Origin of the sequence: Catenuloplanes indicus (assembly GCF_030813715.1) — a bacterium.
GTDB classification, from domain to species: domain Bacteria; phylum Actinomycetota; class Actinomycetes; order Mycobacteriales; family Micromonosporaceae; genus Catenuloplanes; species Catenuloplanes indicus.
On the sequence record NZ_JAUSUZ010000001.1, the window covers coordinates 8,090,181 to 8,116,376 of the forward strand.

The 26,196-nt window shown below is 72.8% G+C and carries 28 protein-coding genes; 16 read left to right on the plus strand and 12 right to left on the minus strand.

Annotated elements, in window-relative coordinates; translation table 11 throughout:
* Positions 1-10 precede the first annotated feature (10 nt).
* Positions 11-790: a hypothetical protein gene (locus J2S42_RS36205; protein ID WP_307246649.1), complete on the plus strand. Its 780-nt coding sequence runs from the start codon at positions 11-13 to the stop codon at positions 788-790.
* 81 nt (positions 791-871) lie between these two features.
* Here J2S42_RS36205 and J2S42_RS36210 read toward each other — a convergent pair whose 3' ends face one another.
* Together J2S42_RS36210 and J2S42_RS36215 are read right to left on the minus strand one after the other, a co-directional pair.
* Entirely contained in the window at positions 872-1,918 is a 1,047-nt protein-coding gene (locus tag J2S42_RS36210) for a sensor histidine kinase (RefSeq protein WP_307246651.1), read from the minus strand.
* A complete protein-coding gene (locus J2S42_RS36215; RefSeq protein WP_307246653.1) occupies positions 1,915-2,574 on the minus strand; it encodes a response regulator transcription factor in 660 nt (219 codons plus the stop codon). The genes J2S42_RS36210 and J2S42_RS36215 overlap by 4 nt, the downstream gene beginning before the upstream one ends.
* 313 nt (positions 2,575-2,887) lie before the next feature.
* Here J2S42_RS36215 and J2S42_RS36220 point away from each other — a divergent pair, with 313 nt between their 5' ends.
* Positions 2,888-5,299, plus strand: a complete 2,412-nt coding sequence (locus J2S42_RS36220; protein ID WP_307246655.1) for a terpene synthase family protein — start codon at positions 2,888-2,890, stop codon at positions 5,297-5,299.
* Positions 5,300-5,342: 43 nt separating this feature from the next.
* On the opposite strand, the gene J2S42_RS36225 is transcribed toward J2S42_RS36220, so the two are convergent.
* Together J2S42_RS36225 and J2S42_RS36230 are read right to left on the minus strand one after the other, a co-directional pair.
* Positions 5,343-5,996 carry a hypothetical protein gene (locus tag J2S42_RS36225; protein WP_307246657.1) on the minus strand — a complete coding sequence of 218 codons (654 nt, stop codon included), beginning with the start codon at positions 5,994-5,996 and terminating at the stop codon, positions 5,343-5,345.
* A gap of 117 nt (positions 5,997-6,113) precedes the next feature.
* Positions 6,114-7,334 carry a pectate lyase gene (locus J2S42_RS36230; RefSeq protein WP_307246659.1) on the minus strand — a complete coding sequence of 407 codons (1,221 nt, stop codon included), beginning with the start codon at positions 7,332-7,334 and terminating at the stop codon, positions 6,114-6,116.
* Between the two features lie 212 nt (positions 7,335-7,546).
* Here J2S42_RS36230 and J2S42_RS36235 point away from each other — a divergent pair, with 212 nt between their 5' ends.
* The 3 genes from J2S42_RS36235 (at position 7,547) to J2S42_RS36245 (ending at position 9,033) form a co-directional block, all read left to right on the plus strand.
* On the plus strand, positions 7,547-7,993 hold the full coding sequence (locus tag J2S42_RS36235) for a hypothetical protein (RefSeq protein WP_307246661.1): 447 nt from the start codon (positions 7,547-7,549) through the stop codon (positions 7,991-7,993).
* On the plus strand, positions 7,986-8,444 hold the full coding sequence (locus J2S42_RS36240; protein ID WP_307246662.1) for a hypothetical protein: 459 nt from the start codon (positions 7,986-7,988) through the stop codon (positions 8,442-8,444). Before J2S42_RS36235 ends, J2S42_RS36240 begins: the two co-directional genes overlap by 8 nt.
* A 127-nt stretch (positions 8,445-8,571) precedes the next feature.
* A complete protein-coding gene (locus J2S42_RS36245; protein ID WP_307246664.1) occupies positions 8,572-9,033 on the plus strand; it encodes a hypothetical protein in 462 nt (153 codons plus the stop codon).
* 28 nt (positions 9,034-9,061) lie between these two features.
* Here J2S42_RS36245 and J2S42_RS36250 read toward each other — a convergent pair whose 3' ends face one another.
* On the minus strand, positions 9,062-9,640 hold the full coding sequence (locus J2S42_RS36250; protein ID WP_307246665.1) for a GIY-YIG nuclease family protein: 579 nt from the start codon (positions 9,638-9,640) through the stop codon (positions 9,062-9,064).
* Positions 9,641-9,736: 96 nt separating this feature from the next.
* Entirely contained in the window at positions 9,737-10,636 is a 900-nt protein-coding gene (locus J2S42_RS36255) for a class I SAM-dependent methyltransferase (protein ID WP_307246667.1), read from the minus strand.
* 283 nt (positions 10,637-10,919) lie between these two features.
* Between J2S42_RS36255 and J2S42_RS36260 the strand changes: the two genes are divergently transcribed.
* The 5 genes from J2S42_RS36260 (at position 10,920) to J2S42_RS36280 (ending at position 15,854) form a co-directional block, all read left to right on the plus strand.
* Positions 10,920-12,335, plus strand: coding sequence for a family 2B encapsulin nanocompartment shell protein (locus J2S42_RS36260; protein ID WP_370879463.1), 1,416 nt, complete (start codon positions 10,920-10,922; stop codon positions 12,333-12,335).
* Positions 12,335-13,765, plus strand: a complete 1,431-nt coding sequence (locus J2S42_RS36265) for a family 2B encapsulin nanocompartment shell protein (protein WP_307246672.1) — start codon at positions 12,335-12,337, stop codon at positions 13,763-13,765. The genes J2S42_RS36260 and J2S42_RS36265 overlap by 1 nt, the downstream gene beginning before the upstream one ends.
* Entirely contained in the window at positions 13,762-14,823 is a 1,062-nt protein-coding gene (locus J2S42_RS36270; RefSeq protein ID WP_307246673.1) for a family 2 encapsulin nanocompartment cargo protein polyprenyl transferase, read from the plus strand. Before J2S42_RS36265 ends, J2S42_RS36270 begins: the two co-directional genes overlap by 4 nt.
* 21 nt (positions 14,824-14,844) lie before the next feature.
* A complete protein-coding gene (locus J2S42_RS36275) occupies positions 14,845-15,483 on the plus strand; it encodes a maleylpyruvate isomerase family mycothiol-dependent enzyme (RefSeq protein WP_307246675.1) in 639 nt (212 codons plus the stop codon).
* 77 nt (positions 15,484-15,560) lie between these two features.
* Positions 15,561-15,854, plus strand: a complete 294-nt coding sequence (locus tag J2S42_RS36280) for a hypothetical protein (protein ID WP_307246677.1) — start codon at positions 15,561-15,563, stop codon at positions 15,852-15,854.
* 17 nt (positions 15,855-15,871) lie between these two features.
* Here J2S42_RS36280 and J2S42_RS36285 read toward each other — a convergent pair whose 3' ends face one another.
* Genes J2S42_RS36285 through J2S42_RS36300 form a run of 4 tightly spaced genes read right to left on the minus strand, consistent with a single transcriptional unit; the run spans position 15,872 to position 19,601 of the window.
* Positions 15,872-17,335 (minus strand): glycosyltransferase family 39 protein, encoded by a 1,464-nt coding sequence (locus J2S42_RS36285; protein ID WP_307249232.1) that lies wholly within the window; start codon positions 17,333-17,335, stop codon positions 15,872-15,874.
* A 51-nt stretch (positions 17,336-17,386) separates the two neighbouring features.
* The gene (locus tag J2S42_RS36290; protein ID WP_307246679.1) at positions 17,387-18,325 is read right to left on the minus strand and encodes a GNAT family N-acetyltransferase; all 939 of its coding nucleotides are present in this window, start codon (positions 18,323-18,325) and stop codon (positions 17,387-17,389) included.
* Positions 18,326-18,340: 15 nt separating this feature from the next.
* The gene (locus J2S42_RS36295; RefSeq protein WP_307246681.1) at positions 18,341-18,553 is read right to left on the minus strand and encodes a hypothetical protein; all 213 of its coding nucleotides are present in this window, start codon (positions 18,551-18,553) and stop codon (positions 18,341-18,343) included.
* A gap of 1 nt (position 18,554) precedes the next feature.
* Positions 18,555-19,601, minus strand: coding sequence for a LacI family DNA-binding transcriptional regulator (locus J2S42_RS36300; protein ID WP_307246683.1), 1,047 nt, complete (start codon positions 19,599-19,601; stop codon positions 18,555-18,557).
* 169 nt (positions 19,602-19,770) lie between these two features.
* Here J2S42_RS36300 and J2S42_RS36305 point away from each other — a divergent pair, with 169 nt between their 5' ends.
* Positions 19,771-20,373: a hypothetical protein gene (locus J2S42_RS36305; RefSeq protein WP_307246684.1), complete on the plus strand. Its 603-nt coding sequence runs from the start codon at positions 19,771-19,773 to the stop codon at positions 20,371-20,373.
* Between the two features lie 118 nt (positions 20,374-20,491).
* Positions 20,492-21,688, plus strand: coding sequence for a cellulose binding domain-containing protein (locus J2S42_RS36310; RefSeq protein WP_307246686.1), 1,197 nt, complete (start codon positions 20,492-20,494; stop codon positions 21,686-21,688).
* Between the two features lie 47 nt (positions 21,689-21,735).
* Here J2S42_RS36310 and J2S42_RS36315 read toward each other — a convergent pair whose 3' ends face one another.
* On the minus strand, positions 21,736-22,590 hold the full coding sequence (locus J2S42_RS36315) for an SDR family oxidoreductase (RefSeq protein ID WP_307246688.1): 855 nt from the start codon (positions 22,588-22,590) through the stop codon (positions 21,736-21,738).
* A 118-nt stretch (positions 22,591-22,708) separates the two neighbouring features.
* On the opposite strand from J2S42_RS36315, the gene J2S42_RS36320 reads away from it, so the two are divergent.
* Together J2S42_RS36320 and J2S42_RS36325 are read left to right on the plus strand one after the other, a co-directional pair.
* The gene (locus J2S42_RS36320) at positions 22,709-23,116 is read left to right on the plus strand and encodes a winged helix-turn-helix transcriptional regulator (RefSeq protein ID WP_307246690.1); all 408 of its coding nucleotides are present in this window, start codon (positions 22,709-22,711) and stop codon (positions 23,114-23,116) included.
* A 94-nt stretch (positions 23,117-23,210) separates the two neighbouring features.
* Positions 23,211-23,936, plus strand: coding sequence for an alpha/beta hydrolase (locus tag J2S42_RS36325; RefSeq protein WP_307246692.1), 726 nt, complete (start codon positions 23,211-23,213; stop codon positions 23,934-23,936).
* A gap of 45 nt (positions 23,937-23,981) precedes the next feature.
* Here J2S42_RS36325 and J2S42_RS36330 read toward each other — a convergent pair whose 3' ends face one another.
* Positions 23,982-24,944, minus strand: coding sequence for a phosphotransferase (locus J2S42_RS36330; RefSeq protein ID WP_307246694.1), 963 nt, complete (start codon positions 24,942-24,944; stop codon positions 23,982-23,984).
* 317 nt (positions 24,945-25,261) lie between these two features.
* On the opposite strand from J2S42_RS36330, the gene J2S42_RS36335 reads away from it, so the two are divergent.
* Both J2S42_RS36335 and J2S42_RS36340 read left to right on the plus strand, forming a co-directional pair.
* Positions 25,262-25,408, plus strand: a complete 147-nt coding sequence (locus tag J2S42_RS36335; protein WP_307246696.1) for a hypothetical protein — start codon at positions 25,262-25,264, stop codon at positions 25,406-25,408.
* Between the two features lie 25 nt (positions 25,409-25,433).
* The gene (locus J2S42_RS36340; protein ID WP_307246698.1) at positions 25,434-26,186 is read left to right on the plus strand and encodes an SGNH/GDSL hydrolase family protein; all 753 of its coding nucleotides are present in this window, start codon (positions 25,434-25,436) and stop codon (positions 26,184-26,186) included.
* The last annotated feature ends 10 nt before the right edge of the window (positions 26,187-26,196 follow it).

Genomic DNA, 26,196 nt, shown 5'->3' on the forward strand with positions numbered 1-26,196 from the left:
CGCTCGGCCGGTGTGGTGGCGAGCGCTGGCGGTCGTGACCGGTGCGGGGCTGTACGCGTGGGCGGTGATCGAGGGCCGCGCCTGGGAGTCCGCGGCCGGTCTGCTGCTGGCCTGCGGCGCGCTCGCCGCGCACGCGCTGCTCGGCGCCTCCGACCTCGAGCTCTACAGCCGCTTGCTGCTGGCCGCCGGACCGGCCTGCGCCGCGGTGGACCGGGTGGCCGCGTCCGTGGTGCGGCGGCACGACTACTCGTCGGGTAGCGGAATCGTGCACTCCGTTGACGAACAGGTGCTGTCCGTCGGCCTGCTGACCGTTCTCGCGGCCGTCGGGATCGTCGGTGCGGTGGCGACCATGCCGGGCGTCCGGCGCCGCCGGGTGTGGGTGCCGCTTGCCGCCGCCGGTGCCGGGGCCGTGGCCGCGGCGTGGACGGTACGCGTGGTTCCCGGTGTGTTCGGGCTCGACGCGGTGCCGGGTCCCGTTCCGCTACTGGTGGCCGTCGTGGGTGCGGCCGGCGTGCTGACCGTGGCCGGCCGCCGTGGACTGCGGCCCGCGCGGGACGCGGTGGTCCTGGCCGCGGGCGCGGTGCTGCTGGCCGGGCCGGACGTGGCGCACGCGGTAGTCCTGCACCGCGGGGAGGGCTACGGCGTCTTCTACAACGCACTGCCGGAACCCGGGCCGCTGCGGCTGGTGCCGGCCGGCGACGCGCCGGACTCGCTGCTGCATCTCGCCGGGCTGGTGCTGATCGTCGTGGCCGTGCTCGGTGTGCGCGGGCGGCGCACGCCGTACCCCTGATGGAGGCACGCCGGCGGATCTCCGCGGTTGACCCGATGCGAGATACGGGGACGCCCTGCGGAAGGATCGAGCCGGAACCCGTCAGCGGCGGGGAAACCTGACCGTGATACGCAGTCCGCCGGCCGGTCCGGGCTCCGCCGTGATCGTGCCGCCGTGTGCGGTCACCACCGCGCGCGCGATGGCCAGGCCGAGCCCGCTGCCGCCACTGTGGTCGATCCGGTCGGTGGCCAGCCGGGTGAACGGCTCGAACAGCCGGGTCACCTCCGCGGCCGGGATCGGCGGGCCGGTGTTCACCACGGTCAGCGCGGGCTCGTCACCGGTCGTCACGTGCACGGTGCCGCCCGGCATGTTGTAGGTGATCGCGTTGTGCACCAGGTTGCGGACCAGACGTTCCAGCAGCACCGCGTCGCCGTGGACGGTCCGCGGCCGGACGGACGGCACCAGCGTGACCTCGCGCTCCGCGGCCGGTCCCGCGTGCGCCGCGAGCACCGCCTTGATGATCGCGTCCAGCCGCTCCGGGTTCTGCCCGGCCAGGCCCTGGTCGGCCTGGCTGAGCACCAGCAGACCCTCGATCAGCCGCTCGTTGCGCGCGTTCGCGGCCAGCAGCTGGCTGGCCAGCAGCGCGGACTGCTCCGGCGTGAGCGCCGCGGCCATGCCCACCTCGACCAGCGTGCGCTGCAGGGCCAGCGGCGTGCGCAGCTCGTGCGACGCGTTCGCGGCGAACCGGCGCTGTCCCTCGTAGCCGGCCGCGATCCGGTCCATCATCGCGTCCAGCTCGCGGCCGAGCCGGGACAGCTCGTCCCAGCGGCGGCGCGGTGCGCGGATCCGGTGGCCGAGGTTCTGCGGGCCGATCTGCGCGATCGCCGGGATGACCGTGCGCAGCGGCAGCAGCACCCAGTACGCCAGCAGCGGATAGCACAGCGCGAAGATCACCAGCGTGCCGAGCAGCGGGCCGAGCGCGCGGAGCGGCGTGAACCGCTGAAGCTGGGCGCAGACGTTCGAGACGTCCTGGTACTCAAGGCTGTCGTGCCAGGTGTTGAGGCAGGTGTTCCACGAGTTGCCGTGCATGATCGCGGTCAGCAGAATCAGCCCGGCGCAGACCAGCACCAGCCGCCACCGGACGCTCACCGGCCGATCCGGTATCCGGCGCGCGGCACCGTGTGCAGGATCGCCGGCTCGCCCAGCTTGCGGCGCAGCGTCATCACCGCCACCCGGATCACGTTCGTGAACGGGTCGGTGTGCTCGTCCCACACCTGTTCCAGCAGGTCCTCCGTGGTGACGGTCTGGCCGCGGGCCCGCATCAGCGCGTGCAGCAGCCCGAACTCCTTCGTGGTCAGCCCCAGCGGCCGGCCGTCTCGGGTCGCGGTCCGGGACGCCACGTCGACCACGATCCCGTCCTGCTCCAGCACCGGAGGCAGCGCGGGTGCGGTACGTCTCGCCAGGGCCCGCACCCGCGCTACCAGCTCGGCGAACGCGAACGGCTTCGTCAGATAGTCGTCCGCGCCGAGTCCCAGCCCTTCCACCCGGTCGTAGACGCCGGCGGCCGCGGTGAGCAGCAGCAGCCGCGTCTCCGGCCGTTCCCGCGCGGCCCACCGGCAGAGATCGTCACCGGACCGTCCCGGCATGTCCCGGTCCAGCACGGCCACGTCGTAGCGGTGCACGGAGAGGCGCTCGTGCGCGCCGTCGCCGTCGTAGCAGACGTCCACCGCCATCGCCTCCCGCCGCAGCCCGAGCGCGATCGTGTCGGCGAGCAGGCGCTCGTCGTCGGCCACCAGAACCCGCACGTCGTCACTCCCGGTCACGTAGCACATCGATGATCAGAATGTCAGAGATCCAGTTGCCAGATCCACACGTCGTCGACGCGGCCCGGCCAGCATCATGACCGGCGCCAGCGGGATGGGCACACCGGGCGGCCCGCGCCGGCGCCTCGATCAGTGCGGTGGTCATGGCCGTCGAACCTACGGGCGCGCACATAAGCGGCGGATAAGCAAAATCCCATACCCCGGAAGAGGGAAGGCAAGCCCTTTCGGGACAAAAATCGGGACGAAACGGTGAGATGGGGGACGTCGTTCTGGAAGAAGGAAAGGCCGAAGCAGCGTGAGGCAGCCGTTCACCCTCCCCGAGTTCTACGTGCCGCATCCGGCGCGGCTCAATCCGCATCTGGAGGGCGCCCGCAGGCACTCCAAGGCATGGGCGCGTGAGATGGAGATGATCGAGGGCTCCGGCATCTGGGACGAGGCCGACTTCGACAACCATGACTACGCGCTGCTGTGCGCCTACACCCATCCGGACGCGGACGGGCCGGAGCTGGACCTGATCACCGACTGGTACGTCTGGGTGTTCTTCTTCGACGACCACTTCCTGGAGCTGTACAAGAAGACCCGGGACCAGGCCGGGGCGAAGGCCTATCTGGACCGGCTGCCCGCGTTCATGCCGATCGGCGATCCGTCCGCGATGCCGGAGCCGACGAACGCGATCGAGGCCGGCCTTGCGGACCTGTGGCGGCGCACGGTGCCGGCGATGTCCACCGACTGGCAGCGGCGGTTCCGGCAGAGCACCGAGCACCTGCTGGTCGAGTGCGTGTGGGAGCTGTCCAACATCTCCGACGGCCGGATCGCGAACCCGATCGAGTACGTCGAGATGCGCCGTAAGGTCGGCGGTGCACCCTGGTCCGCGGACCTGGTCGAGCACGCGGTGAACGCGGAGATCCCGGCGCGCGTGGCCGGCAGCCGGCCTCTGCGCGTCCTGAAGGACACGTTCTCCGACGCGGTGCACCTGCGCAACGACATCTTCTCGTACCAGCGCGAGACCGAGTCCGAGGGCGAGGTCAACAACTGCGTGCTGGTCTTCGAGCGGTTCTTCGGGACCACGCCGCAGGCCGCGGCGGACGCGGTGAACGACCTGCTCACCTCGCGTCTGCAGCAGTTCGAGAACACCGCGCTGACCGAGGTGCCGATGATCGCGGCCGAGCACGGGCTCACGCCGGCCGAGGCGCTGGCGGTCGCGCGCTACGCGAAGGGACTGCAGGACTGGCAGTCCGGCGGGCACGAGTGGCACCTGCGGTCCAGCCGCTACATGAACAAGGGGTCCCGGCCGGGGCTCGGCATGTCCGCGGCGCGGCGGTTCGGCGGTGCGGCCGGCGCCGGCCGGATCAAGCAGCACACGCACGCGCACTTCACCCCGGTCGGCGAGCTGCCGCTGCCGGACTTCGTCATGCCGTACCCGCTGCGTACCAGCCCGTACCTCGACCACTCCCGCGAGTCGACGGTGGAATGGTCGCGCGCGATGGGCTTCTTCGACCCGGTGGTGGGCGTGCCCGGCCCGCCGGTCTGGACCGAGGACCTGCTGCGCGGCTACGACTTCCCGCTCTGCGCCGCGCACATCAACTGGGACGCGTCCGCCGGGCAGCTGGACGTCTCCTCGCACTGGCTGACCTGGGGCACGTACGCCGACGACTATTTTCCGCTGGTGTTCAACCGCTCGCGGGACTACGCGGCCGCGAAGGCGCACGTGGAACGACTCAAGCAGTTCATGCCACTGCACGGGGACGCGCCCGCGCCCGCGCACCCGCTCGAGGCCGGGCTGGCCGACCTGTGGCCGCGCACGGCCGCGCCGATGAACCCGGACCAGCGCGCCCAGTTCCGGCACGCGGTCTCCGACATGCTGGACAGCTGGCTGTGGGAGCTGCAGAACCACCTCCAGCACCGGATCGCCGACCCGGTCGACTACGTGGAGATGAGGCGGCGTACGTTCGGCTCCGAACTGACCATGAGCCTGTGCCGGGTGAAGCACGGCGCGCTGCTGCCCCCGGAGATCTACCGCACCCGGACCCTGCGCGGGCTGGACAACTCCGCGGCCGACTACGCCTGCCTGGCCAACGACGTGTTCTCGTACCGCAAGGAGATCGAGTTCGAGGGCGAGCTGAACAACGGCGTCCTGGTCATCCAGCGCTTCCTGGAGATCACGCCGGCGGCGGCGATGCAGGTCGCGGCGGACCTGATGGCGGCCCGGCTCGAACAGTTCGAGCGGATCGCGCGCGACGAACTGCCGGTTCTCTACCGGGACTTCCACCTCGAACCCGACGGCATCTCCACCGTCCAACGGTACGTGCAGGAGCTGCGCGACTGGATGGCCGGCGTGCTCGGCTGGCACCGCGGCACCCACCGCTACGAGGAGGCCGACCTGCTCAAGCTGCCGCACTCGCCGCGCAACGCCGTAGGTCCCGCCGTCGTTCGGTCCGCGCCCGTCCGGTCCGCCGCGTCCCGGCTGCCGGGACCGGCCGGTGTGCCGGGCCGTGCCGCGCCCGCGCCTCGCGTTCCCGCCGCCGGAGTCTCCGGTGGCGCGGCTGCTGTCGGCGGCGGAGCCGGTGCGCCCGTGCCCGCGACCGTCCCCGCCGCGGGCGGCCTCCCCGCGCCCGCGGCGCCGGCGCTGACCATGACGCTGCCCGCTCCGTCCGGGCTCGGCACCGGGGCAGCGCGCCTGTTCGCCCGTACCCCCGCCGCGCACTGAAGCCGGTCCCCGGCCGGCGCGATCGCGCCGGCCGGGGACCCGGTCAGGCCGGTGCGCCGGTGGCCCGGCGGGTGCGCGCGTAGCGGACCGCGAGCGCGTTCAGCGCGACACCCCAGATCAGCGCGACGACCGTCCATCGTGCCCAGTCGGCCGGGCCGGCGTCGCCGGACAGCAGCGTGCCGGCGACCGGGAACGGCGTCAGCCAGTCGCCGAGCGGCGGGACGAGCAGCAGCACAGCCCACAACCCCAGCGGTACGACGACGGTGGCGGCGCAGGCCACCCAGGCCGGCCGGATCAGCACGCCCAGGCCGGTGCCGGTCAGATTCGCCACGATCTGCACCAGCACGCCGCCGGCCAGCACCGTGCCCGCGCCCGCCCAGGATCCACCCGCGGCCGCCAGCGCGCCCGCGGCCAGCAGGCCGCCGGTCAGCCCGGTCGCGGCGCCCAGCAGCACGGCGGTGCCGAGCACCGGTGCGGCCGCCCGCCCGGCCGTGGCGCGCAGGTCCCGGCCGAGCAGCACGCCGTGGAACGGCAGCACCACGGACATGAACATCTGCGTGCCGAACGCGACGAACGCGAACGTGCGCTCGTCCGGCGGCAGCGCGATCGCCATCAGCGCGGCGATCACCGCGCCGGTCAGCAGCGTTATCCCGAGCAGCCACCGTTTCGCCGCCGTGCCGTACACCCGCTCGCCCATCCCCATGGCCCCCGATCGATCTCGATGAGCCCTCATGATGGCGGACCGTCACCTGGCGGAGCCAGAGCGTTTTCCCGAGAACGGGGCGCCCACCGCGCGGTGGGCGCCCGCACCGTCCTATCTGAAGGTGACGTCGCTGCGGTTGACCTTGCAGTTGGCGTCGTTCCAGCCCTCACCGAGGTAGCTCGGCTCGCTGCCCTTCGCGACACCCTTGTACTTGCCGCACACCGTGGCCGAGCCGACGATCGTGACCCGGGTGATGGTGGCGGTGTCGTTCCAGTTGCTGTTGATGCCGGCGACCATGTCGATGTCGTCCAGCAGCACGTTGTCGATCTTCACGTGCCGCGTGTGCGAGCTGGTGCAGTTGCCGCAGGCCCGGTACAGCTTGCCGGAGCCCTTCAGGTAGAAGCCGCTGATGCTCACGGTGCCGTTGCCGTTGTGCTGGAACGTCTTGTCGCTGCCGGACCGCGCGCCGCCACCGATCACGTACGAGGTGCCGCCGCTGGTGCCCTTGAACGTGGCGGCGTCCTCACCGATGTCGTTCCACCAGACGTTGCGCAGCGTGCAGGTGCCCTCGCAGTGCACGCCGTCGCCGGCCGGCGAGCCGAGGATGACGTTCTGCAGCGTACCGCCGTTGGCGATGGTGAACATCGGGTCCTGTGACTCGCTCTGCCCACCGTCACCGATGCAGCAGTAGGTCTTCATCCCGCCGTCGAACGTGCCGGACACGTTCACCGTGCCGGAGATGCTCACGTTGCCCTGCGACGACGGCCAGGCGCCGGTCGGCGTGCCCGGGTTGCCGGAACCGCCGGTCGGAGTGGGCGTCGGGTTGCCGGTCGGGCCACCCGTGGTCGGCCCGGTCGTCGGGTTCGAGCTGCCACCGGAGTACGTCTCGAACTCCGCGATCCGCGGCACGCCGGACGCGCTCGTGATGTCCAGCGTGACCTTCTTCAGCGACGTCGCGGCGACGTTGATCGTGCTCGGGCTGCCGCTGCCGCTGGCCAGGACCGCGCCGCTGTCCGCATTGAGCAGACGCCACGCGCTGATCGACCCGCCGCCGGACGCCTGCTTGATCACCACGCTGCTCACCGTGGTGGCGCTGCTCCACTTGACCGACACGTAGCCGGTCGCGCTGCCCGGTGCCCAGTAGGTGCCGGTGTCGCCGTCCTTGACGTTGCCGTAACTGGTGCCGCTGGCCTTGCTCGACCCGTCGGCACCGCCGCTCAGGCTCAGGTTGCCGTCCGCCGCCCACGCCTGCGGCAACGACAGCATGACCGCCGCCCCCACCGCCGCGACGGCACCCCCGGTCATCCACCGGAGGGCTGCTGATCTTTTCATCCGTGTCTCACCTTCATGGTCGACAAGTGCGCCGGCGCCACACCGCTTCCATTCTGGAAAGCGCATTCCTGGAGGATAGATACGTCTCGATCCCGAAGGCAAGTGCCGGCTCGCCGCCGGTCCCGGGTCCGTGGCGCGGCCGCGTCCCGGCTCGCGCGACAGTCCCTGTACGGGGAATTGAGGCCGATGTGACCCGGTCATACAGTCGCGGAATGCGACCTCATGCGTACCGGACCGGGCTGGTGGCCGTCCTTCTCGCCGGCTGTGCCGGCACCGGGGGCACGGGTACCGGTGGCGCGGGTACCGGTGGCGCGGGTACCGGTGGGCCGGCCTCGCCGGTGCCGAGCGCGGTCGTGGTCCCGTCGTCGCCGGCCGCCGCGCACAGCCTGGTGATCACGGCCGAGGGGGACGCCGAGATCATCTCGATCGTCTACGAGCTCGACGGCGAGACGAGTACCGAGGGGCCGGCATCACTGCCGTGGCGGAAGACCGTGGAGGTCCCGGCCGACGGCCGGCCGCACCGATGGAGCCTCACCCTCACGCACGGCAGTGGCCGCGCCACCCTCGTCGCGACGTTCGACGGCGCTCCGGCCGGACGATCCCAGGGGGCCGGGACCGGTCAGGGCACGCTGCGGGTGAGCGGCTCCGTCGATGCGTGACCGCCCGCTGGCCGCCGCCGTGGCATGCTTCCTCCTGCTCACGGCCTGCGCGACGCCCGGAGAGCCGCCGCGGCCGTCCCCGGCGGCCGGCCCCGCCACGTCGCCGACCGCCCCCTTCGAGGCCTCCTTCACCGAGATCGGAGCGGCGAACATCGTGCTGATGTCCTGCATCGGCAGGTTCAACGTCGAGGAGAGCGAGTGGTGCACCGGCACCTTCATGTCCGACCTGGTCGACGACGTGACCACGACACTGCGGAAGGACATCGCCGGCCGCCCCGACCCGGCCCGGTTCGCCGGCGTCTCGGCCGCGATCCGGGACCTCGAGAAGTCCGCCGCCGCCGTCCGGCAACCCTGCGACGACCTCCCGGCCCGCAAGCTGCACTGCCTCGCCGCCTTCGACACGATGATGAACGACTGGTACACCTTCACCAGCGCCACCGGCTACGGCTAGCGACCCGCGACCACGGCGCCTGCCGACGGGCCTCTCCGGGACGGGCCCGGCGCTGTCCGATGGAGACATCGTGCAGGTCCGGTGCGGAACCGCCGCCGGCTCCCGTTGTCCCGTCATGATCCAAGCCATGCGAAGCCGGATGTTGTTCACCGTCGTTGCCTACGTCGCCGGAGCCGTGATGGCCTGGGCGGTGTACTGCATCGAGGTCACCGTCGTCTACGCCGGCCTGCTGGTCACCGCGCTGCTCGCCGGCACGGACCCCGGCGGCCCGCTGGCCGGTCCGCTCATGGTTCTCTGGGCGGCCGCCGCCGGCGCGTTCCTCACGATCATCGTGCTGTTCCCCGCCGTACTGATCAGCCGCGCGGCCCGGCCCGTCAGCTGGCCCGCCGCGCTCGCGCTCGCCGCCGCCCTGCTGGCCCTGCTCACCACCACGTCCGACCTCGCCACCGACCCGACGACGACCTGGGTGGTCCTGGCCGCCGCCAGCGCCACACCGCTGACCGTCTACTGCGCCATCGTCTCCGTCGTCACCCGCCGCCCCGCCGAGCAACCCCCGGCGGACGACTGGTTGTTCGCGTCGCAGTCCTGACCCCGAGCCGTGGCTCGCGGCGCGGCGGTCACGGCGTCGGCGCGGGCCCGGCCGAGGAGTTGTACGCGACCTTCGCAGCGAGGACGGCCGGTTGGCGACGCTCGGGACTGACGCCGTGCACGTTCAGCGGCGGGCGCAGACGCTGGACCAGATCCGCCTCGATCGTCTCCGGATCCTCGTCCTCCGCCCAGGTCAACCGCAGGTGCGCGTGCATCCACGCGGTCAGCCGCGCCTCGTCCTCCGGGATCAGGACGACCCGGTCGGTCCAGGTCGTCCGGTAGCCCTCGGACAACATGAGTCCGGCCAGCGTGCGGCGCAGGGTCGAGCTCCCGGACCGCCGCAGATGGTTGCGCAGGATCCGGCCCCGCAGGCTGGTCGCCCGGCCGAGATAGAGCAGCCGCAGCGACGGGTCGCTCGCGTTGGCAGGCCCGGGCAGATCCGGGAAGACCGAGGGCCCGGCCCACCACGCGTAGACACCGCCGCCCCGGCCGAGTCTCTTCACGGCGACGTCGAGCGCGAACGGTGTGAACGACAGCAGCCGCAGCGCCTCATCCGCCCGTTCCTGATCGGTCGGCAGGTCGTCGTCACGCACAGCGGAGAGGTTCATCGAGCCCATGCTAAGGCCCGGCGCCGCACCGGACACGCGCGCCGCGACCGGCAACCGCTGACCACGGTACGTCGGGGGCATGACCGTACCGGTCTTCTACGCGCGACCCGGGGGCGCGGGTAGCCCGTTGAGCGTTCCCCCTGCCGTGGCGAGCCGGGACAGAGCGGGGGCGCCGGGGCGGATCCGGTCTTCGGCGCCGGCGGACCGTGACGCCGGTGAAGTGCGCAGCGAGCCCGTCAGGTACGCCGGGCGAGGTGCGCGACGATGTCGGCGGCCAGGAGGACGGTGGGCGGGAGCACGGCCTGGATCGCGCGGAAGGCCTCCGCGCGGCGGTGTGCGGGGAGCTGGAGGTAGGCGGAGACCGTGGCGAGGTGGCCGACGTAGCCGGCGGCGGTGACCCGTGACGTGGCGCGCGATGGTGACCTGGCGGACGTCGGTGAACAGGCCGGACCGTTCGAGTTCGGTGCCGGGCCACTGCATCGCCGCACCGGCCGGGGTGCCGTCGGGGGACGGGAACTCGTCGGTGTCCAGGAACGGCGCCCGCGCGGCCTGGACGGCGGACTCGACGGCCGGGTCGGCGAGGCGGGCCGGGCCGCCGAAGGAGGCGAACGTGCCGCCCGGCGTGAGCATCGCGGCGATCCGGGGCCAGCGGCCGGCGGGGGACGTCCAGTGCAGCGCGGCGGCCGCGTAGACCAGGTCGTACGTACCGCCCGGTGGTAGTTCTTCGAACGAGCCCTGCACGGTCCGCACGTCCGCGGGTACGTGGCGGCGCAGTTCGGCGAGCATGGCCGGGTCGGGTTCGGTCGCGGTGACGGTGGTGCCGGGACGGGCGAACAGGCGGGTGGCCTTGCCGGTGCCGGCGCCGATCTCCAGCGCGGTGCGGATCGGGCGGCCCGCGTAGCCGGTCACCAGCTCGTGCAGCTGGGCCGGATAGCCGGGACGGTACCGCTCGTAGGCCTCCGCCACCGACCCGAAACTCAACGCGCGACCGGACATGCCGGACATGGTGGCACGCCGGACCCGACGGTGACGCCGGGGCGAGGAAGCGTAGCGGATCAGAGCGTGGTCGCCGGCCGTTCCGCTGCGGCGTTTTGTCGTTTTCAGCCTGATGGGGGAGTTTGGCGATTTGTTTGTCCGATTTACACCAGTTACGCATATTTTTGTCAACGCAGGCGCCGGCCTCCATGTTTCTGCGCCGGATGATCTTGCTTCTCTCCAGGCCGCACCGCGCGAGAAGGCGTGGTGGCCCACATCGATCGGAGTTGTGCGCGTGACTCTTCTGGACACGGTCGGGACCCGGCCCGCGGAGAACGGCGACCAGCCGCAGCGGCGGTCCCTCGGGCCGGAGGCCGCACGGAACCTGGCCACGACCACCAAGACCGCGCCCCAGATGCAGGGGATCACCTCGCGGTGGCTGCTGAAGCTGCTGCCCTGGGTGCAGGTCTCCGGCGGCGTCTACCGGGTCAACCGGCGGCTCAGCGTGGCGATCGGCGACGGCCGGGTGACGTTCACGTCGACCGGCTCGCAGGTGAAGGTCGTGCCGATGGAGCTGACCGAGCTGCCGCCGTTGCGCGGGTTCTCCGACGCGAACGCGCTGGCGGCGCTGGCCGAGCGGTTCCAGCAGCGGGAGTACGGGCCGGGCGAGGTCATCGTGACCGAGGGGCAGACGCAGGACCGTGTCTACCTGATCGCGCACGGCAAGGTGAACAAGATCGGGGCCGGGGAGTACGGCGACCAGACCGTGCTCGGCCTGCTCGCGGACGGCGACTACTTCGGTGAGCAGGTGCTGACCGGCACGCCGGGCCGCTGGCAGTACTCGGTCAAGACGATCACCTCGTGCACCGTGCTGGAGCTGCCAGCGCAGGCGATGCAGCAGCTCAACGGCCAGGCGGAGCCGCTGCGCGCGCACATGCAGCGGATGGCGGAGCGGCCCGGCCGCAAGCAGAACAAGCACGGCGAGGCCGCGATCGAGCTGGCGTCCGGGCACGACGGCGAGCCGGACCTGCCGGCCACCTACGTGGACTACGAGACCTCGCCGCGCGAGTACGAGCTGAGCGTGGCGCAGACCGTGCTGCGCGTGCACAGCCGGGTCGCGGACCTCTACAACGAGCCGATGGACCAGATCGAGCAGCAGCTGCGGCTGACCGTGGAGGCGCTGCGCGAGCGCCAGGAGCACGAGATGGTCAACAACCGTGACTTCGGTCTGCTGCACAACGCGGACCTGAAGCAGCGCATCTACACCCGGTCCGGCCCACCGACACCGGACGACATGGACGAGCTGCTGGCGCTGGTCTGGAAGGACCCGACGTTCTTCCTCGCGCACCCGCGCACGATCGCGGCGTTCGGCCGGGAGTGCAGTAAGCGCGGCGTCTACCCGAGCGCGATCGACGTGGCCGGGCACCAGGTTCCGGCCTGGCGCGGAATCCCGATCTTCCCGTGCAACAAGATCGGCGTGTCCGGCCGGCGGACCAGCTCGATCATGCTGATGCGCGCGGGCGAGGACAAGCAGGGCGTGGTCGGCCTGCACCAGACCGGCATCCCGGACGAGTACCAGCCGGGCCTGAACGTGCGCTTCATGGGCATCACCGAGCAGGCCATCATCCAGTATCTGGTCAGCGCGTACTACTCGACGGCCGTGCTGGTGCCGGACGCGCTGGGCATCCTGGAGAACGTCGAGCTCGGACGCGAGGACTGATGACCGACCTCCTCGAGCGGCAGGCCGGCGAACCGCGGCGGTCCCTCGGGCCCGCCGCGGCGCGGAACCTCGCCACCACCACGAAGACACGGCCGCAGAACGCGGCGGACTCACCGCGGTGGCTGCTGCGCATGCTGCCGTGGATGCCGGTCAAGGGCGGCGCGTACCGGGTCAACCGGCGGGCGCGGTACCAGACCGGCGACGGCCGGGTCCGGTTCGTCAACGACGGTGCGGCGGTGCGGGTGATCCCGGGCTCGCTGCGCGAGGTCCCGGCCCTGTCCTCGTTCACCGACATGTCCGGGCTCGCGCGGCTGGCGGACCGGTTCGTGCAGCAGGAGTACGTGCCCGGGGCGGTCATCGCGGAAGCCGGTGCGCGGGTCGACCGGCTCGTCCTGATCGCGCACGGCAAGGCGTCGCTCCACCAGACCGGCGAGTACGGCGACCGGATCCGGCTGGGCATGATCGCGGACGGCGACCACGTCGGCGGCGAGGCGCTGACCTCGACGCTGCTCGGGTCGCAGCTCGGCACGCCGGTGACGTTCCCGCACACGGTCCGCGCGGAGACCGCCTGCACCGTGCTGACGCTTCCCGCGGACACGCTGCTCGCGCTCGACGGCCCGCTGCGTAGCGATCTGATCGGATGTCTGCGGTCCTGGGTCGGGGGCATGTCCGCGGTCCCGCGCAACAGGTTCGGCGAGACCGACATCGCGCTGGCCAGCGGCCACGACGGCGAACCGGACCTGCCCGGCACGTACGTCGACTACGAGCTGAAGCCGCGCGAGTACGAGCTGAGCCTCGCCCAGACCGTGCTGCGCGTCCACACCCGCGTCGCGGACCTCTACAACGACCCGATGAACCAGGCCGAGGAGCAGCTGCGGATCACCATCACCGCGCTGCGCGAACGGCAGGAGGACGAGCTGGTCAACAACCATGACTTCGGCCTGCTGCACAACGCGGACCTGACCCAGCGCGTCGCCACCCGCACCGGCCCGCCCACGCCGGACGACCTGGACGACCTGATCTCCCGCCGCCGCAAGACCAAGGTGATCCTGGCGCATCCGCGCGCGATCGCCGCGATCGGCCGGGAGGTCACCGCGCGCGGCCTGACCGTGCCGCCGGTCGAGGTGCAGGGCCGGCTCGTACCGTCCTGGCGAGGCGTGCCGATCCTGCCCTGTGACAAGATCCCGGTGACCGGCGCGGGCACCACGTCGGTCATCGCGATGCGGCTCGGCGCGGAGGACCAGGGCGTGGTCGGCCTGATCCCGAAGGACCTGCCGCACGAGACCGCACCCGGCCTCAACGTCCGGTACATGGGCGTCGGCGCGAACGCGATCACGTCGTACCTGGTCAGCAACTACTTCTCGGCCGCGGTGCTGACCCCGGACGCGCTCGGCGTCCTGGAACACGTCGAGATCGGCACCACCTCATGACGACCCTCTCCACGGTACGGGGCTCCGCCGGGTCATCCGGCGCGGCGGAGCCCGCCGCCGCGGTGCTGGCCGGCGCGCGCACGCTGGTCGCACCGGCGCTGCGGGCCGCGATCGAGGCGCTGCCGCAGTCCACCGCCCGGCCGAGCGGATACCACTTCGGCTGGTGGGACCCGGCCGGGAAACCGGCCGCGGAATCCGGCGGCAAGGCGCTGCGCCCCGCGCTCGCGCTCACCGCCGCCGCGGCCGTCGGCGGCGACCGGGCCGCGGCCGTGCCCGCCGCGGTCGCGGTCGAGCTGGTGCACAACTTCTCGCTGCTGCACGACGACGTGATGGACGGTGACGCCACCCGGCGGCATCGGCCCACGGTCTGGGCGGTGTTCGGCATCGACACCGCGATCCTCGCCGGGGACGCGCTGCTGGCCACCGCGATCGACGTGCTGGCCGCGTCCGGCGCACCGGCGACCGTACCGGCGATCAGGGGTCTGTGCGCCGCGGTGCAGGCGCTGGTCGACGGGCAGGCCGCCGACCTGAGATTCGAGCAGACCACGACGGTACGGTTGGAGGACGTCCTCGAGATGGCCGCCAACAAGACCGGCGCGCTGCTCGCGGCGTCCTGCTCGCTGGGCGCGCTGTTCGGCGGCGGGTCCGCCACCCAGGCGGGCCTCCTCGGCCGGTTCGGCTCCGATGTCGGGCTGGCGTTCCAGATCGTCGACGACCTGCTCGGCATCTGGGGCGACCCGGCCGCGACCGGCAAGCCGGTCTTCTCCGACCTGCGCAACCGGAAGAAGTCGCTGCCGGTGCTGGCCGCGCTCACCTCCGGCACCCCGGCCGGCCGGGAACTGATCCGCTACTACGAGCGGGAGACCGCGTTCACCGACGCCGAACTGCCCCGGATCGCCGCGCTGATCGACGACGCCGGTGGACGCGCCTGGTGCCACGCCCACCGGGACGCGCTGCTGCATCAGGCATCCGCGTCGCTGGCGGCCGCCGGCCCGCTCCCCGCCGCGGCCACGGAACTGACCGCCCTGGCCCGGCTGGCGACCCACCGTACGTACTGATCTACCACTATCCTGCTTGGCATGTCCTCCGCGGAGCAGTTGCTCGAGGCACGTCTGACCGCGCTCGGCGAGCTGTGGGCGGTGTGGGCGGCGCACGGACACGATCTGGACGCCGCCCGCTGGACCCGCCCGACCCGGCTCCAGGGCTGGGACGTCAAGGCCCTCTTCGCCCACCTCGCCGCGTGGCCGCACGGCTTCGCGCAGATGCTCGGCCTGGTCCGCGCCGACGAGCCCACCCACCCGTCCGCAACCGCGCTGCTGCGCGACCTGAACCGCCCCGGCGGTCTCGCCGCCCTTCAGGCCCCACGCGTCGCCAGGGGCGCCCGCGACGCCGCCCAGCAGTACACACCGGCCCAGCTGACCGAGGCGTTCGCCGAGGTCGGGCCGCGTGCGCTGACCGCCGCCCGCGCGCTCGGCCCGGTCGTCGTCGACTACTTCGGCATAGCCCGCCTCACGCTGACCGAGGCCGCCGGCATCGGCATCGTCGAGTCCACGGTCCACCTGCTCGACCTGCAGCGCGCTCTCGGCCGGGAGCCGGCCGTGCCGCCGTCCGGCCTGGCCCAGACCGCGGAGATCCTGGCCGCGATCCCGTCCCCGATCGCCTTCATCGAGGCCGCCACCGGCCGCGCCACCGGCCCCCTCTTCCCTCTCGTCTCCTGACCGCCCGGCCGTCCCTCGTCGATCCCTCCTATCGGGGATGGCCGGCCGCGGCCAGCGCGGCCGGTATCGCCGCCTCGATGGCCCGGATGCCGGGCGCGGACGATATTCCGCTCGTGGTCGTCGAGGTCGGAATGATTCTCTCGCTGAGCCGGGTCTTCCGGATAACGCTTACCGAAGCCGGCGCTAAATCGATTCTCGGCGGATTCGTCGGGACCGACGTCGGGCGCGGCGTCTTCCAGTTCCTCGGCGGCTGGATACCCGGCGCGGGGAACGCGTTGAATGCGTTCACCGCCGCCGGAGTGGTGGAGGCCATCGGCTGCGCGGTCGCTGCGGACTTCAGCCACCGCCCCGAGCCGCCCTCCCTGGGGTGATCCCGGGTCCGTGACGGCTAGCGGACGCGGCGGTAGAAGGCGATCGTGGCGCCGTGGACGGTGAGGAGGGTCTCGCGACGGAAGTGGGTGCGCAGGACCGGGGCGGCGCGCGGCTTGTGGATCAGGGGGTCCTCGGGGCCGGTGGAGGCGACCACGAACCAGACCCGGGTGAAGCCGCGCAGGTGGGTGGCGACGTCCGTGTGCTCGACCGCGGTCAGCCGGCCAGCCTGGCCGGCGGTGCGGGCGAGCAGCACGTCGGCCGGGCGGGCCGGGTCGCCGAGGTAGTAGTAGTCGACGCCGGCCCGCAGCGCGCGGTTGTTGTCCTGGTAGAGGATGGCGTCGCCGGGGCGGTCGTGGGCGGCGATCATGCGGGTGAGCGCGCGGTAGTCGGCGCCGTTCTTGGCAAGGTCGCCGCGCTGCTGCCGGTGCTCCGGCCAGGCGGCGGCGAACAGCACCGCGAGCGTCACCGCGACCGGCAGCCACGTGCGCACACGCGGCCGGATGCGCCCGGGACGCCATCGGGGAAGCCGTGACCGTTCAGTCGCGCGGGTGTTCGCGCTCACGTGATCCGGCCGGTCCGGCGACGGCCGGGACGTGCACACGATCGCGGCCGCCAGCAGAGCCAGCGGAGGCAGCACGACCAGCAGGTAGCGGGGGACCCAGAGCGGCCCCACGACCAGCGAGTACGCGGCCAGTGCCACCATCGGTGCGGCGCACAGCGCGACCGGCTCGATGAACCGGGACCGCCAGGTGAACGCGAGCACCAGGCCGATCAGCAGCCACGCGGCCGCGGCGGAGCCGACGATCTCGGCGGGGGAGCGGCGCAGCGTCGCCGTCGAGAGCGGCTTGATCCAGGCGACCTGGCCGCTCTGCTGGTCGGCGCCGAGCAGCACCAGCGGCGCCAGCAGCACCAGCACCACGGCCGCCGTGACCGCCCACGCCCGGAGCAGGCGGCGGTCGCGGCGCAGCACGATGACCGCGTGCGCGGCCAGCACGGACACGCCGACGATGTGGCTGAGGCCCAGGCACAGGACCGAGACGGCGTACCCGGTCCACCGCCGGCGTGCCGGGCGGCGCAGCGCCAGATGCAGCAGCAGCAGGGACAGGACCGAGAAGAGCACACTGAACGCGTACGGGCGGGCCTCCGCCGCGTACCGGTAGGAATTGGGCATGATGACCAGCAGCAGACCGGCGGTCAGGCCGGTGAGCGGCGTGAACAGGCGGCGGCCGAGTTCGCCGGTGAGGCCGGCGGCCAGTGCCATCGCGATCACCTGCGGCAGGCGCAGGACGGCCTCGGACGTGCCGGCCAGCCCGGTCCACACGTGCATGAGCAGGTAGTACGGCCCGAGCACACCGTCGACGTGCCGCATCAGCGCCCAGATCTCGGCCGGGGTGCGCCGCGCGATGTCCGCGGTGGCGACCTCGTCCCAGCTGAAGCCGGGACCGGTGATGCTGATCAGCGCGGTGACCAGCAGTAGCATCGCAGGCACGGCGGCCGGTGCGATAACTCGGGCGTGACGCATCGGGAACCCTTACATGGGACGCCGCCAGGCGTCGATGATCTGGACGACGCGCATGCCCTCGGACAGGTACAGTCCGAGCGCCGGGCGCCGCGGATCCGTGTCCACGTGCAGGATCGTGCCGGCCCAGCCGTCCCGGGCGTCCTCCGCGAACGCGTGCCGCAACAGCCATCGTCCCAGTCCGTGCCCCTGGAACGTGGGATGCACACCGAGCAGCCGCAGGTAACCGCACTTCTCGTCCGGCGCGAACATGGTGGAGCGCAGCGTCAGCCCGGCCGGCTCGCCCGCGTCGGTGTAGAGCACGGTCAGGAACGACCAGTCGTGCACGCTGCCGGACTCCAGTTGCGCCACCCACTCGTCGTAGGTCTTGCGCACGTGCCCGTAGTGATCGTGGAACGCGGCCTCGCGCGTGGCGTGCGCGTCGCGCCGCACCTGCTCCGCGTCATGACCGTTCCGGACCACGAATCCCGCGGGTACGTCCGGGATCGGGCGGTCTCCGGTGTGGTCGATGCGCAGCCGGTGGTAGACCGTGCCGACCTCGAAGCCGTACCCGGTGAGCCGCCGTGCGGCCGGCGTGTCCTCCCGGTGCACACCGACGTCGCCGGTCACGGACGGCCAGCCGCGCTCGCGCCCCAGCTCGGCGGCACGCTGCTGCGCGGTGGCCCAGAGCCATTCCGCGACCGCGTCGTCCAGCGTGAACACGTCCATGTCGACGATGCCGTCCCCGCTCGGCCACGCCCAGCCCCACCCGACCGCGGTGCCGTGCTCGTCGAGGACCAGCCACGCGTCCGTGCCGAGGTCGCCCTCGGGTGAGCGCAGCTCGTCCCGGACGTCGGTGAGCGTGTAGTCGACCCGGCCGATCCGGGCCGTCTGGTGGGCCCGGATCACCGCGAAGATCGTCTCGGCGTCCGCCGGGGTGGGGTGGCGCACCTCGTACCGTGGGGGCAGCATGCGGGCACCCTAACCTCAGGCGGTGGCGCACGTCCCGGAATTTGCCCGGGGCTCGACCCGGTCGGCCACCGTGTGCAGCGCCCGGGCGAGGGCCCGGCGGGCACCGGCCGCGCGTACGGTGCGCGCGGGCCGGTCCGGGCGGACCGGGGCGCCCGGCTGGGCCGAGGTCACCTCGCGCATCATCGCCTTCATCGCCATGCTCATGCCGAGTCCGTCGGTGGTGTCCATGTCAGATCCTCCCGTTGGTGGCCGGGCCGGTGCTGGCCCGGACGATGAGCTCGGTGGGGAGCGCCACGCGGCGCCCTTCGGCGGACGCCGGCGGGTCGAGCAGCAGCTCACCCGCGATGCGGCCCTTCTCCTTGGCGGGCTGGCGGACCGTGGTCAGGCCCGCCTCGGCCGCCTGCGGGATGTCGTCGAAGCCGATCACCGACACGTCCCGGCCCGCGCGCAGGCCCCTGGCCTCCAGCGCGTCCAGCGCGCCGAGCGCGAGCACGTCGCTGAACGCGATGACCGCGGTCGGCCGGTCGCGCCGGTCCAGCGCGGCGGCCGCGCCCTCCAGGCCGGCCTCGCGGCTGTTGCCGGGCACGTTGATGATCGTCACGTCGTCCCAGTCCAGGCCGGCCTTCGCCCAGGCCTCCTGGTAGCCGCGCAGCCGTTCACGTTCGCCCTGGTAGGAGATGTCCTCCGGCTGGCGGATCGGCGCGGTCCGGGGGCCCAGCGCCGGGTGCAGCATGTCCGCGATGATGGCCACCCGGCGGTGGCCGAGCGCGGTGAGGTGCGCGCCGGCCGCGCGGGTCGCCGCCGCCTCGTCGATGCCGGCCGCGAACATCGCCGCGTCCGGCGCCAGCAGCTCGGTGCCGACCACCGGCAGCCCGCGTTCGAAGATCGCCTGCCGGGCCGGGTGGCCCTCGGCCACGCAGAACACGCAGAAGCCGTCGACCGCGGCGTTGCGCACGGCGGCCCGGGCCGCCTCCGGGTCGTCCGGGACCGGGATGAGCAGCAGCCCGGTCGAGTGGCGCTCCGCGGCCTGCGACAGCCCCTGCAGGAAACGGACCGCGAACGGGTCCTTGAACGCGTAGGAGAGCACGTCCGTGAAGAGCACGCCGATCGCACCGGCCCGGCCGCGGCGCAGCGAGCGCGCGGTCGGGTTCGGGCCGGCGTAGCCGAGCCGGCGTGCCGCGGAGAGGATGCGTTCGCGCAGCTCGGGAGAGAGCTGATCGGGGCGCCCGTACGCGTTCGAGACGGTGCTGCGGGACACACCCACCTCGTCGGCCACGGTTTGTAGCGTCGGCTTCACGCCGCCCCTCCTCTGCATCGATCCAGTGCCCTTCTAAATCGATACAGTACGCGGCGTCCGCCGTACCCTCAAGGGTTTTTCTGGATCGATCCAGCCGGTCGTCGCACCTGCCGCGTGAAGTGGCTCCCGCGCCTGACATGATCTGGCGATGAGCGTGACCGCCCCGGAGAAGACCACTGTGGACCGGCTTGCACGAGTGATCACCGAGGCGTTCGCACCGACGATCTGGGCCGTGACCATGCCGTTCGTCTTCGCGATCGAGCAGACCCGGTCGCCCGCCGGCTTCTGGTGGGCACTGCTGGCCGCCATACCCTGCGCGCTGATCCCGTACGGCATCGTCCGGTACGGCGTGATGCGCGGGACGCTCACCGACCACCACATCGGACGCCGGGAGCAGCGCCGCACCCCGCTGCTGCTCGCCATCGCGTCCGTCCTCGCCGGCCTGCTGCTGATCTGGCTGCTCGAGGCGCCGAGCCACCTGATCGGCATCATCGTGGTCATGCTCGGCGTGCTCACCCTGGTGATGCTCAGCAACCTGGTCTGGAAGCTGAGCGTGCACGCGGCCGTCGCCGCCGCCTCCACCATCGGCCTGATCTGGCTCTTCGGCCCGCCGCTGCTGATCCTGGTGCCGGTCGTCGCGGCCGTCGCCTGGTCCCGCGTGCGGCTGGCCGACCACACCTGGCTGCAGGTCGCGGCCGGTACCGCGGGCGGCGCCGCGGTCGCCATGCTGCTCGGCCCGCTGTTCTTCTGACCCGGACCTGCTGGGCGACGTCCGAGCCGCTGGTCACGGTCTATGATTACGGATCGTGACGATATGACAGCGCGTGCCCGGTGCGCGTGGATATGAACAAGCTTCTACAGTGCATGTCGTGACGACGGAGAGCGCCGCGAGCGTCGAGATCGAGATCGAGGTGGAGGTCGAGCACCCCACCGAGCGGGTCTGGCGTGCACTCACCGAGCCGCGTCTGCTCCGCCAGTGGTTCGCCGAGACCGACCTGAAGCCGCGCGTCGGCGCGTTCTTCCAGCTCTCCGGCACCGACCTGCCGGGCCTGCAGCCCGATCCGGAGGCCGAGCAGCCCGAGCAGGGCTCCACGGTCGAGGGCGAGGTGGTCGGCGTCGAGACCGGCGAGCGGCTGGTGCTGTTCCTGCACGGGCCCGGCCTGGTGTCCCGGCTGCGCTGGGAGCTGGCCGCGGTCGACGAGCAGCGCACCCGGATCATGCTGCACCAGTCCTGGCGCGAAGGCGCCGGGTCCGAGGCCGAGCTGGCCGACAAGCGCATCGCGTACGAGACCGCACTCGGTCAGCCGCTCGCGGCCGTGCTCGACTGGCTCGCGTTCGGCGAGGTCGACCTGGAGGGCATGCGCGGCCGCCGCGGGCCGGAGACCGTGATCCTGCCCCGGCTCAGCGTCGCGCGGCTGCGCAGCGCCCGGGTGCCGCTGACGATCGCGGGCGTGGCCGTGGTGGTCGGTCTGGCCGCGGTCACCGCCGGGATCATCTGGGGCCGCAGCGGTGGGAGCGGCGACGTGGCGGCGGAGGGCGGCGTCACGGCCATCACCTCCTCGCCGACGCCGCCGGAGGCCGGCGGCGACACCCCGATCACGTCCTCGACCAGCACCGCGCTGCCGTCACCGGGCGCGACCCCGACGCAGTCGCCGGCGCCGGACCCGGCCTCGCTGCTGCCGAGCTTCCGGCCGCCGGCCAGCCCGACCGGTGCCGCGCCGACCCCGGCGGAGGACGTGCTGACGGCCGCGTACGCGACGGACGGGGACTGGGCGTTCGGCTACCGCGGCAAGATCTCGCTGACGAACCCGGGCCTGTTCCAGAACGGCACCTGGACCGTCGTGCTCACGCTGAAGAGCCCGATCACGGTGACGAAGGCGGACGGTGCGACCTTCACCCAGTCGGGTGAAACGGTGACGTTCACACCGGCGGCCGGCGCGATCCCGGTCGGCGCGTCCGGCGGCACCGCGTCGTTCACGTTCGAGGCCGACCTGAAGGGGTCGCTCTTCGCCGACCGCGAGCCCACCGCCTGCACCGTCAACGGCCGCGCCTGCGCCGGCGTCTGATCGGTTCACGCCGTCGTCGTCAGGCGGGACGGCGCAGCGCCGCCCGGTCAGCGTAGGGCGGCGGCGATCGCGTCCACCGGAGTCGTCGTCGGCCGCCCGATCAGGCGCCGCAAGTCGCCGGAGTCGGTGAACATTTCGTCGTGGCTCATCGCGCGGTCCGCGTCCGTAAGGACCTGCGCCAGTTCGGCGGGCACGCCCGCGTCGCGCAGCACCTGGGCGAACTCGTCGACCGGCAGATCGGTGTAGCCGATCCGCTCGCCCGTCGCGGCCGAGATCGCGGCGGCCAGCCGCGTCAGGGTGAAGGCCTCATCGCCGCCCAGCTCGTACGCCTTGCCGTCGTGGCCTTCGGTGGTCAGCACGACCGCGGCGGCGTCGGCGTAGTCAGCTCGGGTCGCAGCGCTGATCCTGCCCTGGCCGGCGGCCCCGACGAGCGCTCCACCCTGCAGCACCTGAGGGAGCTGGCCGGTGTAGTTCTCCAGGTACCAGCCGTTGCGCAGCATCACGCTGGGGAGGCGCTCGCGCAGGTACTCCTCCGTGGCCCGGTGGGTGGGAGAAAGAATCGTGCTGGACGTGTCCGCGTGCAGCATGCTCGTGAACGCAACCAGCGACGCGCCCGCCACCACCGCGGCGTCGATGGCGCGGCGGTGGTTGGCGACGCGCTCGCCCGGTGTCGTGGTGGAGATCAGCAGGAGCTTGTCCACGCCCTCGAAGGCCGCGGGGAGGCTGCCCGACTCCGCGAAGTCGGCCCGGCGAACCTCGACACCGCGGTCGGCGAAGTCCTTGATCCTGCTTATGTCACGGCTGGTCGCGACGATCTCGGACGCCGGTACCCCACGGGTCAGCAGCGCCTCGACGGTGAGCCGGCCCAGATTCCCGGAGGCCGCGGTGACAACGATCGACATGGCGGTTACGCCCTTCCGCCGCGGGCCCTCCGCGGCACGAACCCACGATGAACTGGTCGCTCTCCTTTGGTAAGGACGAACTTTCGGGTAAGGTGCCCACCCGGACGAAAGGATCCAGGTGAGATTCGTGGCGACGGTCCGGGAAGTGAGCGAGTCCACACCATCGTGGGACCCGTATGCCCGGGGCTGCCCGTCGCGTGACGTGCTCGACCAGATCGGCAGCAAATGGGCTGTCCTGGTGATGGGCGAGCTCGGCAGGCGCGGGGCACGCCGGTTCACGCAGCTGCGGCAGGAGCTCGGGGGGATCAGCGAGAAGATGCTCACCCAGACGCTGCGCACGCTCGAACGCGACGGGCTGATCCTGCGGACGGTGTATCCGGAGGCGCCGATCCGTGTGGAGTACGAGCTGACGCCGCTCGGCCAGACCCTGCGCGGTCCCCTGAAGGCGCTCACGGAGTGGTCGACGCAGCACATCGAGGACGTTGTCGAGGCCCGCAAGAAGTACGACGAACGCACCAGAGAATAGCGGGCGCCTCCGGACAAGCGGGGTGATCCCGCCGGGACCCGGAACCCTGATCGGCCGGGGAACGTGCTTGCGTCGTCCACATAGAGTGATCAACATGGCGGAACCGACGTACATGAGTCCCTTCGTGCTACCGGTCGCACCGATCGCGCCGGAGTCGCACGACCCGATCGACCTCTACCTGCCGGACGGGGACGGCCCGCACCCGGCGATCCTGTTCGTCCACGGCGGGCCGATCCCGCCGGAGATGCAACCGTCGCCGCGGCACTGGCCGGTGTTCCGCGGCTACGGCGCGCTGGCGGTGTCCCGGGGGGTGGCCGGTGCGGTGGTCGACCACCCGCTGCGGACACCGGCCGACTACCCGGCCGCGGCCGAGGCGATCGCCGCCGCGATCGAGACGGTCCGCGCCGACCCGCGCGTCGACGGCGAGCGGGTCGCGGTGTGGTATTTCTCCGGCGGCGGCATGCTCAGCTCCGCGCTGCTCCGGCAGCCGCCGGCCTGGCTGCGGTGCGTGGCGATGAACTACCCGCTGCTGGAACCGTTCCCGGGCATGGACGTGGACCCGGCGTTCCGGCCGGCGGAGACGGTCGCGTCCGCGGGTGACCTGCCGATCGTGCTGGTCCGGGCCGGGCGGGAGCACCCGTTCATCGCCGGCACGGTGGCCACGTTCGTCGCGGCGGCCGAGCGCGCGGGCGCGGACCTGCACATCGTCGACACGCCGAACGGGCAGCACAGCTTCGACATGATCGACGACACCGACGAGTCCCGCACCGCGATCGACGCCGCGACCACCGCGGTCGTCGCCCGCCTCACCGCGTCCTGAGCCCCGCCGGCCCCGGGGTACGCACGCTTCGGGGCCGGCGGACGGTCACACCACGTCCGGCTCGGTCAGCTCGGCCAGCCAGTCCGTCACCGCGGTGGCGACGCCGCCGGACACCGGCCGGGCGGCGCCGCGCAGAGCCCGCCGCCAGGACATCGCCCGGGACACCCGGCTCACCCGGCCGGCCAGCGTGGCCGCCCGGCGCAGCGCGGCCGGGTCGCCGGGCCACGCGGACAGGTAGGCGTCGCGCAGCCGGATCAGCTCCGGCGCGCCCGGGGCGGCGCCCAGCGTGTGACCGGCGAACGACAGCGCCACCAGCAGCGACCCGAACGGGTGCGCCACGCCGGCGTCGCCCCAGTCGAAGAACCGGTACGGCGGGCCGGCGAACACGTTCGCGTCCGTCAGGTCGTCGTGCTGCACGGTCGCCGGGACGCCGGACGCGGCCAGCTCCGCGCACCACTCCGCGAACGCGGGTGCGACCGCGGAGACCGCGGCGTGCCGCGCCGGGCCGAGACCCGCCCGTACGTCCGGATCGGCCAGCAGCGTGGCCAGCTGCTCGGGCAGCACGTCCGGACGGTGGTCCGGCACGCCGAGCGACAGCAGGTCGTCCGCGAGCGGCGTGGCGTCCCGCTGCAGTGCCGCGTACGCGCGCAGCATCTCCGCCCACCGGGCCGTCCGCGCCTCGCCGCCGCCGTGGGAGAGCGCGTCGCGCAGCGTCGGGCCGGCGTCCGGGGTGAGCAGCCAGCCGCGCGCGACGTCCACGGCCAGTGGGACCAGCACCCGGTCCGGCATCCGGCGGGCCAGCGCGCCGGCGAGCGCGGCCTCGTAGCGGCAGTCCGTGGTGTTGGCCTTGAACCAGCGTGGCCCGGCCACGGTCGGCACCCGGTGGGTCACCGACCAGGGACGCGACCGGACCTCCTCGACCGGGCCGGTGGCGGGCGCGTCGAGGTGCTCCCGCACCCAGCTGTGAGCAGCGGAGATCCAATCGGGATCGTGCCAGTCGTGGTCCACAGCGCGCCACGATAACGGCGGCCCGGGCGGCGCCGCACCGCATTTCACCCGCGCTCGACCCTCGACCCGCTTCCCCCCGCACCGTCGGGCTGCTCACGTCACCGACCCGGGTGGAGACACCGTGCCCCTTCGTACCCCCGCTGCCGTCTGGCTCACCGGCACCGCGGTGAGCCTGCTCGGCACCCAGGCCATGGCGTTCGCGCTGCTCTGGGCCGCGTCCGCGGGCGGTGCGCCGCTCGCCGCGATCACGCTGACCGCGGTCACGCTGCCCCGTGCACCGCTGCTCCCGGCGGCACGCTCGCCGACCCCGCCGGGCCGTGGTGGTGCCGGCGCGGACGCTGCCGCTGCCGGCCACGAACAGTGCGTTCGGCGTTCTGGCCGGGCCGCACGGCGTACCGGCGCTGCTCCTGGATCGTGCGGTGGTGCCGGCGGGTGCCGGTGCGCGGGCACTGCGCGCGATGTGATCGGAAGTGGATTATCGTCTGGCGGGTGCGTTTCCTGGCGATCGGCGACAGCTTCACCGAGGGCGTGGGCGACGAGCTGCCCGACGGGACCGTGCGGGGGTGGGCGGATCTGGTCGCGGCCGGGCTCGCGGCGGCCTCCGGCGAGACCGTGCACTACGCGAACCTGGCCGTCCGCGGGCGGCTGCTGGCCCCGATCATCGAGGACCAGCTGGAGGCGGCGCTGTCCATGTCGCCGCCGCCCACGCTGATCTCGCTGAACGGCGGCGGCAACGACATGCTGCGCCGTGGCATGGAGGTCGGCCACCTGATGCGGCTGACCGAGCGCGCGGTCGAGCGGTGCGCGGCGGCCGGTGTGCGGCTGCTGCTGATCAGCGGGCCGGACCCGTCGGGCCGGCTGCCGTTCGGCCGGCGGATCCATCGGCGCGGCGCGGCCCTGACCGTCGCGGTCGGGGAGCTGGCGGCCCGGCACGGCCTGCCGTTCGCGAACTCGTTCGACGACGTGGAGATCCGGCGCCCGGAGTACTGGTCGGCGGACCGGCTGCACCTGAACGGCGCGGGGCACCGCCGGGTCGCGGGCATCGTGCTGACCGCGCTCGGGCACGCGGCCGAGGACCACCGGCTGGATCCGGCGCCCGCTCCGGCACGCCGGCTCTTCGCGGAGGCCCGGTACTACCGTGAGCACGTGCTGCCGTTCGTGCAGCGCCGGCTGCGCGGGCGGTCGTCCGGCGACGGGCGCTCCGCGAAGTACCCGTCCTGGACGCCGGTCACGGCCGCCTGAGGCCCGCCCG